This is a genomic window from Shimia biformata (genome assembly GCF_016888515.1).
In the GTDB taxonomy this organism is placed as follows: Bacteria; Pseudomonadota; Alphaproteobacteria; order Rhodobacterales; family Rhodobacteraceae; genus Shimia_A; species Shimia_A biformata.
Map to the genome: position 1 here is coordinate 2594506 of NZ_JAFEJK010000001.1, position 11955 is coordinate 2606460.

Annotated in this window: 10 protein-coding genes; 3 read left to right on the top strand and 7 right to left on the bottom strand. The window is 60.9% G+C overall.

Features of this window, described 5'->3' with window-relative positions; translation table 11 throughout:
* Window positions 1–175: 175 nt before the first annotated feature.
* Together JQ863_RS12690 and JQ863_RS12695 are read right to left on the bottom strand one after the other, a co-directional pair.
* Window positions 176–1006: an SDR family NAD(P)-dependent oxidoreductase gene (locus JQ863_RS12690; RefSeq protein WP_204114560.1), complete on the bottom strand. Its 831-nt coding sequence runs from the start codon at window positions 1004–1006 to the stop codon at window positions 176–178.
* Between the two features lie 24 nt (window positions 1007–1030).
* Entirely contained in the window at window positions 1031–2215 is a 1185-nt protein-coding gene (locus JQ863_RS12695) for a lipid-transfer protein (protein ID WP_204114561.1), read from the bottom strand.
* A 253-nt stretch (window positions 2216–2468) separates the two neighbouring features.
* On the opposite strand from JQ863_RS12695, the gene JQ863_RS12700 reads away from it, so the two are divergent.
* On the top strand, window positions 2469–3080 hold the full coding sequence (locus tag JQ863_RS12700; protein WP_204114562.1) for an acyltransferase: 612 nt from the start codon (window positions 2469–2471) through the stop codon (window positions 3078–3080).
* A gap of 111 nt (window positions 3081–3191) precedes the next feature.
* On the opposite strand, the gene JQ863_RS12705 is transcribed toward JQ863_RS12700, so the two are convergent.
* From JQ863_RS12705 to JQ863_RS12725, 5 genes are read right to left on the bottom strand one after another with little or no spacing between them, the layout of a single operon-like run.
* On the bottom strand, window positions 3192–4799 hold the full coding sequence (locus JQ863_RS12705; RefSeq protein ID WP_138424259.1) for an acyl-CoA carboxylase subunit beta: 1608 nt from the start codon (window positions 4797–4799) through the stop codon (window positions 3192–3194).
* A 2-nt stretch (window positions 4800–4801) separates the two neighbouring features.
* Window positions 4802–5305, bottom strand: a complete 504-nt coding sequence (locus tag JQ863_RS12710) for an acyl-CoA carboxylase biotin carboxyl carrier protein subunit (protein ID WP_233145717.1) — start codon at window positions 5303–5305, stop codon at window positions 4802–4804.
* Window positions 5305–6774 carry an acetyl-CoA carboxylase biotin carboxylase subunit gene (locus JQ863_RS12715; RefSeq protein WP_043753624.1) on the bottom strand — a complete coding sequence of 490 codons (1470 nt, stop codon included), beginning with the start codon at window positions 6772–6774 and terminating at the stop codon, window positions 5305–5307. The genes JQ863_RS12710 and JQ863_RS12715 overlap by 1 nt, the downstream gene beginning before the upstream one ends.
* A 12-nt stretch (window positions 6775–6786) precedes the next feature.
* Window positions 6787–8586: an acyclic terpene utilization AtuA family protein gene (locus tag JQ863_RS12720; RefSeq protein WP_043753627.1), complete on the bottom strand. Its 1800-nt coding sequence runs from the start codon at window positions 8584–8586 to the stop codon at window positions 6787–6789.
* 21 nt (window positions 8587–8607) lie between these two features.
* Window positions 8608–9393, bottom strand: a complete 786-nt coding sequence (locus JQ863_RS12725) for an enoyl-CoA hydratase-related protein (protein ID WP_204114563.1) — start codon at window positions 9391–9393, stop codon at window positions 8608–8610.
* 134 nt (window positions 9394–9527) lie between these two features.
* Between JQ863_RS12725 and JQ863_RS12730 the strand changes: the two genes are divergently transcribed.
* Together JQ863_RS12730 and JQ863_RS12735 are read left to right on the top strand one after the other, a co-directional pair.
* Window positions 9528–10742 (top strand): acyl-CoA dehydrogenase family protein, encoded by a 1215-nt coding sequence (locus JQ863_RS12730; protein ID WP_204114564.1) that lies wholly within the window; start codon window positions 9528–9530, stop codon window positions 10740–10742.
* 13 nt (window positions 10743–10755) lie between these two features.
* The gene (locus JQ863_RS12735; RefSeq protein WP_204114565.1) at window positions 10756–11955 is read left to right on the top strand and encodes an acyl-CoA dehydrogenase family protein; all 1200 of its coding nucleotides are present in this window, start codon (window positions 10756–10758) and stop codon (window positions 11953–11955) included.

Genomic DNA, 11955 nt, shown 5'->3' on the forward strand with positions numbered 1-11955 from the left:
TTTCGTATCCCCCAACGCCTAACTAACGCCTGTTAGGTTAATAACTCAAGTGAGTCAATCGTCGTGATCGTGCCAGACTAGAGTTTGCGGAAAATTCCGCATTGGCGACCGCCAAGAGGCCGCCCAGACATTAATGTGCTTGCCCGGACCACGTCATCGGGTCCGGGCAACTGCCTTAGATCACGAAACCGCCACCGCAGATGACGTGCTGGCCTGAAATGAAGTTCGATTCCGGCGCACAGAACAGATAGACGGCACCGGCAGCTTCTTCCGGAGTGCCGACCCGGCCCAGCGGGATCATGCGCTCCATCTGGGACAGGAGATCGGGATTCACGCCGACCTTGATCTCTTTTTCTTCGACCTTGATCGTGCTGTCGCCATCCGCGCTGCCTTCGGTCAAGCGGGTGCGAATCGGGCCGAAGGCGACGGCGTTGACGTTGACCTTATAGCGGCCCCATTCCTTGGCCATCGTCCGGGTGACCCCTAGGATACCGGCCTTAGCGGCGGAATAGTTGATCTGGCCAGCATTGCCGCCGGTCCCTGCGATGGACGAGATGTTGACTACCTTGCGGAACACCTCTTGCCCGGCGGCGGCCTCTTCCTTGGCCTTGGCGCTGATCACCGGCTGGGCAGCGCGCAGGATCTTGAAAGGTGCCGTCAGGTGGACGTCGATGATCGCCTGCCACTGTTCGTCGGACATCTTCTGAACGACGCTATCCCAAGTGTAGCCTGCGTTGTTCACGATGATGTCTAACCCGCCAAAGCTGTCCACGCCGGTCTTGATGAACCGTTCGGCAAAACCGACTTCGGTAACGCTGCCGGCACAGACCACGGCCTCAGCTCCCATTGCGCGCACCGCCTCGGCGGTTTCATTGGCCGGACCGGCGTCCAGATCGTTGATCACCAGCCGGGCCCCTTCCGAGGCCAGTTTGAGAGCGATTTCGCGGCCAATGCCCCGGCCCGAGCCCGAGACCAGCGCCACGCGCCCGTCGAGTTTTCCAGTCATATTGATTCCTCCCGAAAGGCGCTATCAGGCTTTTTCATAAAGCGTGGTGACGCAGGCCCCGCCGAGGCCCAGATTGTGCTGAAGCGCCAGACGTGCGCCATCAACCTGGCGCGCATCTGCCTGGCCGCGAAGCTGCTGAACGAGCTCGGTACATTGCGCTAGGCCGGTCGCCCCAAGCGGATGGCCTTTGGACAAAAGACCGCCCGACGGGTTGGTCACGTATTTTCCGCCGTAGGTGTTGTCGCCATCATCAACGAATTTCGCCGCTTCGCCGCGACCGCAAAGGCCAAGCGCCTCATAGGTGATAAGCTCGTTGTGGGCGAAACAGTCGTGCAGTTCGACCACATCCACGTCCTCGGGCCCGATGCCCGCGTCCTCGTAAACCTGATCGGCGGCGCGCTTGGCCATCGAAAAGCCGACCACTTCGCGCATGTCATGGGCTTCGAAAGTTTCCGGGCCGTCGGTCGTCATGGCCTGCGCCGCGATCCGAACCGAACTGTCCAGTCCGTGCTTGTCGGCGAATTCCTTGGAACAAATGATCGCGGCGGCCGCGCCACAGGTTGGCGGACAGGCCATGAGCTTGGTCATGACGCCGGGCCAGACGACCTGGGCGGCCATGACGTCTTCCGCCGTCACCTTCTGCCGGAACAGGGCAACCGGATTCTTCGCAGCATGTCGGCTGGCCTTGGCGCGGATTTTTGCGAAGGTTTCTAGGGGGGTGCCGAACTCGTCCATATGCGCCTTGCCGGCACCGCCGAAGTACCGCAGCGCCAGCGGGATCTCGGCACTGCCAACCAGTTCGTCGGTTTCATTGTCGAATGCCGCAAACGGGCTGACCCGGTCATGGAACATCGCACCGATTGCGCCAGGCTGCATCTGTTCGAACCCAAGTGCCAGAGCACATTCGACCGCGCCGCTTTCAACTGCCTGCCTGGCCAGGAACAGGGCGGACGATCCGGTCGAGCAGTTGTTGTTCACATTCAGAACCGGGATGCCTGTCATTCCGACATGGTACAAGGCGCGCTGACCGCAGGTGCTGTCGCCATAGACATAGCCCACATAGGCCTGTTGGACTTTATCATAATCCAACCCCGCGTCTGCCAGAGCGGACCGGGTCGCAGCGGTCGCCATCACATCGTAGCTTTCGGATTTTCCCGGCTTCTGGAACGGGACCATCCCAACGCCTGCAACATAGGCTTTGTCTGTCATTTCTCTCTCTCCCTAGTTCGGTCAGGCCACCCTAATCGGTCCGCCAGCCTATTTTCTACCATTTGTTAGATTTTAAATCCCAACCTTGGGAAGTGTCAATATCGCCAAGCTGTGACGTAGGGAGCTTGCGCTATTTTCTAACTTGTGTTTGTTTTCGGGCCACACGCCCTGATCGGCGGCACAATTGAGGGATTCTGGTCCCGGCGCAACCGCTGACAAGCGTTTAGCACTCAGCTTACGAAAGGTGGTCGGAATGGCATACTGTTATGAGTTCAAGGGTTTTATACCCGTCGTGCCCGAGGATACATATGTCCACCCCCAGGCCGTTCTGATCGGAAATGTCATCTTGGGTCATGGATGCTACATCGGCCCCGGAGCAAGCTTGCGGGGCGATTTCGGCAGGATCGTGATCGGGGATGGAGCCAATGTTCAGGACAATTGCATCATCCATTCCTTTCCCGGCCGCGACGCCGTGGTGGAAAGCGACGGCCACATCGGCCATGGCGCGATCCTGCACGGTTGCACAGTGGGCCGGAACGCTCTGGTCGGAATGAATTCCGTCATTATGGATGGTGTAGAGCTTGGGGCGGAATCGATTGTCGGCGCGCAGGCGTTTGTGCGTGGCGAAACCGTGATTCCGGCGCGTTCGATGGTGGTGGGATCGCCGGCAAAGGTGATCCGCGAGGTCAGCGAGAAAGAAATCGCGTGGAAAACGCGCGGCACCGCGGAATACCAGCAACTTGCGCGCGATTGTCTGGCCGGATTGAGGCCGGTCGAGCCGCTGAAGGCGGTCGAGGCAGACCGGCCCGGCATGGCGGCCTCTGACGTCGTCTCCATTCAGGAGGCGCGGCGGACATCGTCCTGACCTGTCCGGGAACCGGACCGGTCAGGACTACTTCAGATTCCGAAAGCGCCAGATGCAAGCGCCTTGACGCGGAACGGCACCCCCCGACCCGGTGTGCCGTCCCTCAAGCCTTTACAGACGGAAGATCCCGTAGTGCGGATCGTCGATCGGTGCATTGAGCGAGGCAGAAATCGACATGCCAAGCGCGTTGCGTGTGTCCGCCGGGTCGAGGATGCCGTCGTCCCACAATTCCGAGGTCGAGGTATAAGCCTCGACATCGCGCTTGTATTTTTCCAGCACCGGTTCGCGGATCGCGGCGATTTCTTCTTCGGTCAGCTCTTTGCCTTCGCGCTGAAGCTGCCGAATCTTGACGTCCGCCATGGTATTTGCGGCCTGATCCGCCCCCATCACGCCGATCTCGGCCTGGGGCCACATGAACAGCGTGCGCGCGTCCCAGGCCCGTCCGCACATCCCGTAGTTGCCGGCCCCGTAAGACGCATTGGCGATTACTGTGAACTTCGGCACGACCGAGCCGCCCTGCGCCATCAGCATCTTGGCGCCATCCTTGGCGATGCCTCGTTCTTCGTATTCGCGGCCCACCATATAGCCGGTGATGTTCTGGAAAAAGACCAGAGGCGTGCGGTTCTGGTTGCACAACTGCATGAAATGCGCTGCCTTGAGCGAACTGTCGTTGAACAGCACCCCGTTGTTGGCAAGGATGCCGACCTTGTAACCCCAGATATGGGCAAAGCCGCACACCATCGTGGTGCCATAGTCCGGCTGGTATTCGTGAAAGCGTGAGCCGTCCACGATCCGGGCCAGAACCTCGCGCATGTCGAACTGGGTTTTCCGGTCTTTTGGAATGATCCCGTAGAGTTCTTTGGGGTCATAGTAAGGCTCTTCATAGGCCGCGGTTTCGATGATCGTTTTCGGCGTGCGCTTCCACTGGCCGACAATCTCGCGGGCCAGTGAAAAGGCGTGTTTTTCGGTCGCGGCGCGATAGTCGCCGGTGCCCGATACCGAGGTGTGCATGACCGCGCCGCCAAGCTCCTGAACACCGACCTCTTCGCCGGTAGCCGCCTTGACCAGCGGGGGACCGCCAAGGAAAATCGCCCCTGTGCCTTCGATGATGATGTTGTAGTCGCTCAGCGTCGGCACATAGGCGCCGCCAGCCGTGCAGTGACCGCCGACCACGGCAATCTGCGGGATATTGGCCTGGCTCAGCTTGACCTGGTTGCGGAACACCCGCCCGCCCAGATACCGGTCGGGAAACACCCCGTGCTGCAGCGGCAGGAAACCGCCCGCGCTGTCACAGATATGGATGACCGGCAGGCGGTTTTCCAGCGCGACATCCAGAAGACGCACGACCTTTTTGACCGTATGTGGATACCAAGCCCCGCCCTTGACGCTAGCGTCGTTGGCGTGGATGGCGACCTCGCGACCCTGCACAATACCGATGCCCGTCACCACAGCGGCGCCAGGCACGGTTCCATCGTATTCGCGACAGGCGGCAAGTGTGGAAAACTCCAAAAACGGAGTGCCGGGGTCCAGCAGCAGTTTCAACCGCTCGCGCACGCCCAGTTTGTTCTGGCGGGCAAGGCGGTCGATATCGCGTTGCGGGCGTTCGAAACGCGCCGCGTGCTGGCGGGCGTGGAATTCCTTCAGCCGTTCAGACATGGCGGCATAGTTTGCCTTGTAGTCGGCGGCATTGGTGTCGATCAGACTTTCAATCCTGCGCATTGTCACTCCTCCTCCGGGGCCAATTGGGCCAGGATGTCTTTCAGACCAAAACTGTCGCCTTCGGCGAATGGCATTTCGGCAACGACCCCGTCGCGCGGGGCCGTCAGTGTGGTTTCCAACTTCATGCTTTCGATCACCAGAAGCGGCTGGCCTTCTTCAACCGCATCGCCGGGTTTAACCGCAACCGACACCACGACACCCGGCATGGGCGCCACCAATCGGTCGTCGCTCGCGCCACCGTCGCTTCCGGCCAGGCGTTCGGCGGGATCAACCCGCCCGACTTCGTAGGTTCGCCCGTCCATGTGCACAAAAGTTGCTTCCGGCCCCACGGCCAGTCGCAATTCGCGCACAACACCCTTGGCCCTCAGCTTGTAACCGCCCGGCAGACCCGTCGGGTCCAATTGGCAGGCAACAGCGCCAGTGGGGGTATTGAGCACGAACCGGCTGCCATCATGACCCAGCCAGCAATCAGTCTCTTCTCCGTCCATCTGAAAAATCCGTTGCATCAGTTTCTCCACCCACCCATCTTGCGGTACATTTCCGGTATCTGCATTACGTCACTCACCAGGCGCTCGTCCGATAGGGCCGCCGCCGCCATCAGCAAGTCAGAGACATCTTCGCCCGGCGCGGTCAGCGTTTCGGATTGTTCAGCCAGGAAGCCAGTTGAAACGTCACCAGAGGCGAAATCCGGATGTGCAAGGATTGCATCCAGGTAACCAGTGTTGGTCGTTACCCCGAGAATCACATAGCTTTGCACCGCGCTCCGGGCACGGGCGATGGCCTGCGCGCGATCCGGGCCATGCACGATCAGCTTGGACAACATCGGGTCGAAGTCGGTCGTTACCTTGCCGCCATCCAGAATGCCGCTGTCTACGCGGATCCCCTCGCCCTGGGGTTCGTCCAGCAGCAGGATATTGCCGATCGCGGGGCGAAAATCGGCGGTCGCATCCTCGGCACAGATGCGCAGTTCGATCGAGTGTCCGGTTTGGGGAATATCCGCCTGCACGGCGCTCAGCCCGTCGCCCGCCGCGACACGCAGCTGCTCGGCAACCAGATCAAAGCCGGTTACCATCTCGGTCACCGGATGTTCGACCTGAAGGCGGGTGTTCATTTCCAGGAAATAAAAGGCCCCATCCTGTGCATAGATGAATTCGACAGTCCCTGCCCCGCGGTATTTGACGGCGCGGGCAATTCCGGCAGCGGTCTCGCAGATCTCATCCCGTTGCTCGGGGGTCAGCGCCGGTGACGGCGTTTCCTCGATAATCTTCTGGAACCGGCGCTGGATCGAACATTCACGTTCCCAGAAATGGACCACGTTGCCCTGTCCGTCGCCCATCACCTGCACCTCGATATGGCGCGGGCGTTCGATATAGCGTTCGACGAAAAGCCGCCCGTCGCCGAAATATCGTTCGCCTTCGCGGCGCGCGGTTTCGATTTCGGTCTCCAGCGTGCTGTCCTCGCGTACGACGCGCATGCCCTTGCCGCCACCGCCGGCCGAGGGCTTGATGAGCAGCGGATAGCCAACGGCGCGGGCGCGTTCGACAAAGCTCGCCGGATCATCATCCTCGATGGCCGAGGGGGCGACGGGAAACCCGCGTTCCTCGACGAAGGCGCGGGCGCGGACCTTGTCCCCCATCAGGTCGATGACCTCGGACGTCGGGCCGACAAAGGTCACTCCGGCTTTTTCCAGCGCCGCGACAAAACCGGCATTCTCTGACAGAAAGCCATAGCCGGGATGAACCGCGTCCGCGCCGATCCCTTTGGCGGCTTCGACGATCTGAGGAATATCGAGATAGGCGGCCACGGGCGTCGGGCCGTCGATCATCACGACCTCATCTGCAATCAGATGCGCCGGCCCCTCTTGCTCGGCGACATGACGCAACACGGCAGTCGCAAGCCCGCGGGCCTTAGCGGTGCGCAACACGCGCGCCGCGATCTCGCCCCGATTGGCGACCAGGAGTTTCGAAATGGTCATGGTGTCGTCCTCTTAGTTCCGGGCCGCGGCATTCAGTCCGTCACGTGCGGCCAGATCGGCTGGCACGGGAATTTCGATATCAAGCAGCATCTGCGCGAACCCTTTGCCCTGCGGGTCTATGCGGACCGAAGCGATGCCCCCCCCGCCCAGCGAGTCATGCAGCAGGAAATTCAGCGAATGGCTTCCGGGCAGGTCGAACCGTTCTACCCTGCCGTCGCAGACATGGGCGAAATAGTCCTTCACCACCTCTTCGCTGAGAGCCGAGCGGATATATGGCAGGTAGTCCGGCTTGCGCGCGAGGATGCCGATATTGGCGATGTCCCCCTTGTCGCCCGAGCGGCCCCAGGCCAGATCGACGAGGCGGACCTTGACAACGTCCGGACCGGGCTCGCGGCTATCTGCGGGCGGTGCGGCAGGCGGATCAAGGTGGACTGGCGTGGCGGCCACGCTCACGGGCACATCCTTGCCGTCGACCTCGACCGCGACGGGGGTCTCGGCCTTGCTCTGAAGGAAGGAAAATAGACGGACCACCGGCTGCACCTTTGGCCGTCCGGCGAAGAACCCGGTCAGACCCTGCGCGGTCGAAATCGCCATCGGTGCGATTTCGCCGGCAAAGATGTTCAGCGCGGCGCGATCGTCATGGACCGCGCCGATCTTGAGCACCACCTCGCGGGTCCGGGCGCGCGCATTTGCGCCATAGGCCGCCTCGGCCCCCAGCACCTCGACGCTGACCTGCCGGAAATCTCCCATGTTGCGGTCGCGGAAAATCCGGCGACAGCGGGTCAGGATCGCCTCGGCCACACGTTCGGCCTTGGCGGGTGCGTCAATCGCGGCCAGTGTCAGGGTAGAGACCGCGCGCCAGCCATCGGCATGGGTCGCCGACACCTTGTAGCTGTCGGTGCGCCCAAGCCCCCTGCCGCCCTTGACCAGCACCCGGTCGGGTCCGACCTGTTCCAGGGTGACCCCGGACCAGTCGCAGATCACGTCGGGCAACAGGTAGGCGCGCGGGTCCCCGATTTCATAGAGCATCTGCTCTCCGACTGACCCGGGCACGACCAGCCCGCCGGTGTCAGGCGTCTTGGTCATGATGAAACTGCCGTCTTCGGACACCTCGACGATGGGCATGCCCATATTGTCCCAACCCGGCACGTCCTGCCAGTCGGTGAAGTTGCCGCCGGTTCCCTGGGGGCCGCATTCGATCAGGTGGCCGGCCAGCGATCCCTGGCTGAGCTTGTCCCAGTCATCGTCGCCCCAACCGTATTCATGCATCAGGGGACCAAGCGCGACCGCGCTGTCGGCGCAGCGTCCGGTGATCACGATGTCGGCCCCGGCATCCAGCGCGGCAGCGATGGGGCGGGCACCCAGATAGGCATTCATGCTCCAGATATCATCTGGAAATGCGACACCCGAGAACATTTCCGTCTGACCGTTTTTGCGAATTTCATCGGCCCTAGGCAACAGGTCATCGCCTAGCACGACTCCGATGGACAGATCGATCCCGGCCTGGGCGGCGGCTTTGGCAAGCGCATCGCTGCAGCCACGCGGGTTCACGCCCCCTGCATTGGCAACGACCTTGATCCCTTTTGCCTTGATATCCGACAACCAGGGTGCCAGCGCCTTGACGAAGTCCGGCGCATAGCCCGACTCGGGCGCTTTGGCGCGGGCCCGCGCCATCAGCGACATTGTCACCTCTGCCAGATAGTCAAACACCAGATAGTCGATCTCGCCCTTTGAGACCAGTTGACCGATCGCTTCCGGCGTATCGCCCCAGAAGCCCGACGCGCATCCGATGCGCAGCTTTCGTTCCGACATATTCCTCTCCTCCCCGTTTGATCAGCGGCCCGTCCATTCGGGTTTGCGCTTCTCAATAAAGGCATCAAAGCCTTCGCGCGCGTCTTCGGTCTGCGCCACACGCGGTAACAGTGTTTCTGCAAACCGCATCTGCTGCGGATAGGTCATGTCCTCCATCGCGTGACAGGCGTATTTTCCCAGCCGGATCGCGCTCGGCGACTGCGCGGCGATCTGGGCAACCAGTTCTGCAACCTTGTCGTCCAGCCCCGCGGCATCGGTCACATAGTTGACCAGATTGAACTGCAGGGCTTCCTCGGCCGTCAGAGGAACGCCGGTGATGAACATCTCCATCAGCCTCCGCCGGGGCAGCACGCGCATCATGGGTGGCACGATCGTCATGGGAAACAGACCTACCTTCACTTCCGGCGTTCCGATGCGGGCATGATCCGCCATCACAGCCAGATCGCAGGCACAGATGATGCCCGCTCCCGCCCCCATCGCGACGCCATTGATGCGCGCGATCGTTGGCTTTCGGCACGCCTGTATCGTCTCGAACAACCTTCCGGCAAAATGATCCGGGTCCGCCGGATCCTGAACAAACGGGCCGCCATCCGCCCCCGCCTTGATGTCGCCCCCGGCACAGAAGGCGCGCTCGCCCTCGCCGGTCAGAACGATCACGCGGCAATCGCTGTCCGTCTCGGCAGCACATATGGCGGCCATGATCCCGTCTGCGACCTCACGGTTGAGGGCATTTCGATTGTCAGGACGTCGAATCGTGATACGCACTTCTTTGCCGAGCGCCTGCGATTGAACAACGCTCTCAGTCATTTCCGAAGCTCCCCCCCTGTATTCAGGACACCGCGCTTTCTTACGTCAGGTCGTCAAAAGCTTGGCTTGATCTATTTTCTAACATATGTTTGATTTTGGTCAACACTGCGGACGACATTTTTCGGGAGGATGATATGACCACTCAAAGTGAGGCTATCGCGGCTGATCTGGAAGCCATCAGGGCGAACTATTCTTTGACTGATGAGCAAAGCCAGATCGTCGATCACGTGGATCGGGTATCGCGCGAGGTGCTGCACCCGCTGCAGGCGCGCATGGATGACGAGGAATGGTGGCCCGATGATCTGTTCAAGCAGATGGGCGAGCTGGGCCTGCTGGGGATTACCGCGCCGGAGGAGCTGGGCGGATCGGGGCAGAACGAGTTCACCCAGGCGCTGGTGTCCGAGGTGATTTCGAAGTGGAACCCGGCTGTGGGCCTCTCGCACGGGGCGCATGACAACCTGTGCCTGAATAACCTGCTGCGCAACGGCTCCGAAGAGCAGGTGAAGAAATACGTGCCGGGCCTTTGCTCGGGCGAGCTCGTCGGTGCTTTGGGCCTGACCGAACCGGGTGCGGGATCCGATGCGCTCGGATCCATGGCCACCACTGCCCGCCGCGACGGTGATGATTATGTCATCAACGGCTCGAAGATTTACATCACCAACGGCCCCATTGCCGATGTGATCCTGCTTTATGCCAAAACCGACAAGTCGAAGGGCGCCAAGGGCATTTCTGCTTTCATCATCGAGACGGACAATCCCGGTTTCAAGGTGGCGCAAAAGCTTGACAAAATGGGCTTTCGCGGCTCGCCAACCGGAGAACTGGTGTTTGAGGATTGCCGCGTACCCGCATCCGCCATGGTTGGACCGGAAAACACCGGCGTTTCGGTGGTAATGAGCGGGTTGGATCTGGAGCGTGCTATGGTTGCCTCAGTCTGCGTTGGCATGGCCGAACGCGCCCTGGAACTAGGGCTGGAATACGCCAAGATTCGCGAACAATTCGGCAAACCGATTGCAAGTTTCCAGATGATGCAGTCGAAACTGGCCGAGATCTACACCGAGGTCGAAACCGCGCGCGCATTCGGTTATCGGGCACTGGCCGCCTGTACGGGCCTACCAAAAGGGGCCGGGGGCCGTGGCGAAATCCACAAACTGACCGCGGCGGCCTGTCTTTACGCAGGCGAGGCATTCAACAAGGCGGTGACCGAAGCCTGTCATATTCATGGTGGCTCTGGCTACATGCAGGACACCGAGATCAACCGGCTGTTCCGCGCCAACAAATTGTTGGAGATCGGCGCGGGAACAAGCGAAGTCCGCAAGATCATCATTGCCGAAGAACTTTTGCGCGCCTGAGGGGGACGAGACAATGAACAAGCAACTGCGCAACGACACCGCTCTGCCAACACATTTCATGACGGACGAACAGCAGGCCCTGGCCGATCAGGCCGGCAAGTTCTTCATGTCCGAATTCCACCATCTGAATGCGGAAATGGACGATACTGATGACCTGCCGTCTTCGGTTTTCCCCAAGCTGGGCGAAATGGGCTATCTGGGACTGAACGTGCCGCCGGAATTCGGCGGCGCTGGTTTGGATTTCACCTCGGCCTGCATCATCACCGAACAGCTGTCGCGGGCCTCTGCCGCGATTGGGCTGACTCATGTGGCGCATGACAATTTGTGCGTCAACAACATCTATCGCAACGCCAATGACGATCTGCGCCGAAAATACCTGCCAGGTCTGTGCAACGGAACGCTGATCGGCGCCCTGGGTCTGACCGAACCCGGCGCGGGGTCTGATGCGCTTGGCTCGATGCGGACCACGGCCAAAAAGGATGCCGACGACTACATCCTGAACGGCGCCAAGATCTACATCACCAATGGGCCGATTGCCGATCTGGTGCTGGTCTATGCCAAGACATCGCCCGAAAAAGGGGCCAAGGGCATTTCCGCCTTTATCGTGGAAACCGACACGCCCGGTTTCAAGGTGGCGCAGAAGCTCAACAAGATGGGATTCCGCGGCTCGCCGACGGGCGAACTGGTATTCGAAGATTGCCGTGTTCCGGCCAGAAACATGGTCGGCAAGCTGGATGGCGGGGTTGCCGTTACCATGTCCGGACTTGATCTGGAACGTGCCATCGTCTGTTTCAACGCTCTGGGCATTGCGCAGCGGGCGCTGGATATTTCCATCGACTACGCCAAGACACGCCAGCAATTCGGCAAACCGATCGCCAGTTTTCAGATGGTTCAGGCGATGCTGGCCGACATGTATACGCAGATCGAGGCCGCGCGGAGCCTGTCCTTGCGCACCGCTGCCATGTGTGAAGGCCTCGAAGAGGGCGAAGGCGGGCGCGGCGAAATCCACAAGCTCACCGCTGCGGCGATCTACAAGGCCGCTGAGGCGACATCCTTCGTGCTGGACAAAGCTGTCCAGATTCACGGCGGCTCGGGTTACATGCGTGATACAGAAGTGAACCGGCTGTACCGGACCGGTCGCGTGCTTGAGGTCGGCGCAGGCACCCAGGAGGTTCGCAAACTCATCATTTCTGGCGAATTGCTGAAGAATTAG

What these genes read in the sequence shown, in the direction of transcription:
- JQ863_RS12690 (WP_204114560.1), bottom strand. Translation starts at nt 1,006, where the DNA reads ATGACTGGAAAACTCGACGGGCGCGTGGCGCTGGTCTCGGGCTCGGGC.
- JQ863_RS12695 (WP_204114561.1), bottom strand. Translation starts at nt 2,215, where the DNA reads ATGACAGACAAAGCCTATGTTGCAGGCGTTGGGATGGTCCCGTTCCAG.
- JQ863_RS12700 (WP_204114562.1), top strand. Translation starts at nt 2,469, where the DNA reads ATGGCATACTGTTATGAGTTCAAGGGTTTTATACCCGTCGTGCCCGAG.
- JQ863_RS12705 (WP_138424259.1), bottom strand. Translation starts at nt 4,799, where the DNA reads ATGCGCAGGATTGAAAGTCTGATCGACACCAATGCCGCCGACTACAAG.
- JQ863_RS12710 (WP_233145717.1), bottom strand. Translation starts at nt 5,305, where the DNA reads ATGCAACGGATTTTTCAGATGGACGGAGAAGAGACTGATTGCTGGCTG.
- JQ863_RS12715 (WP_043753624.1), bottom strand. Translation starts at nt 6,774, where the DNA reads ATGACCATTTCGAAACTCCTGGTCGCCAATCGGGGCGAGATCGCGGCG.
- JQ863_RS12720 (WP_043753627.1), bottom strand. Translation starts at nt 8,586, where the DNA reads ATGTCGGAACGAAAGCTGCGCATCGGATGCGCGTCGGGCTTCTGGGGC.
- JQ863_RS12725 (WP_204114563.1), bottom strand. Translation starts at nt 9,393, where the DNA reads ATGACTGAGAGCGTTGTTCAATCGCAGGCGCTCGGCAAAGAAGTGCGT.
- JQ863_RS12730 (WP_204114564.1), top strand. Translation starts at nt 9,528, where the DNA reads ATGACCACTCAAAGTGAGGCTATCGCGGCTGATCTGGAAGCCATCAGG.
- JQ863_RS12735 (WP_204114565.1), top strand. Translation starts at nt 10,756, where the DNA reads ATGAACAAGCAACTGCGCAACGACACCGCTCTGCCAACACATTTCATG.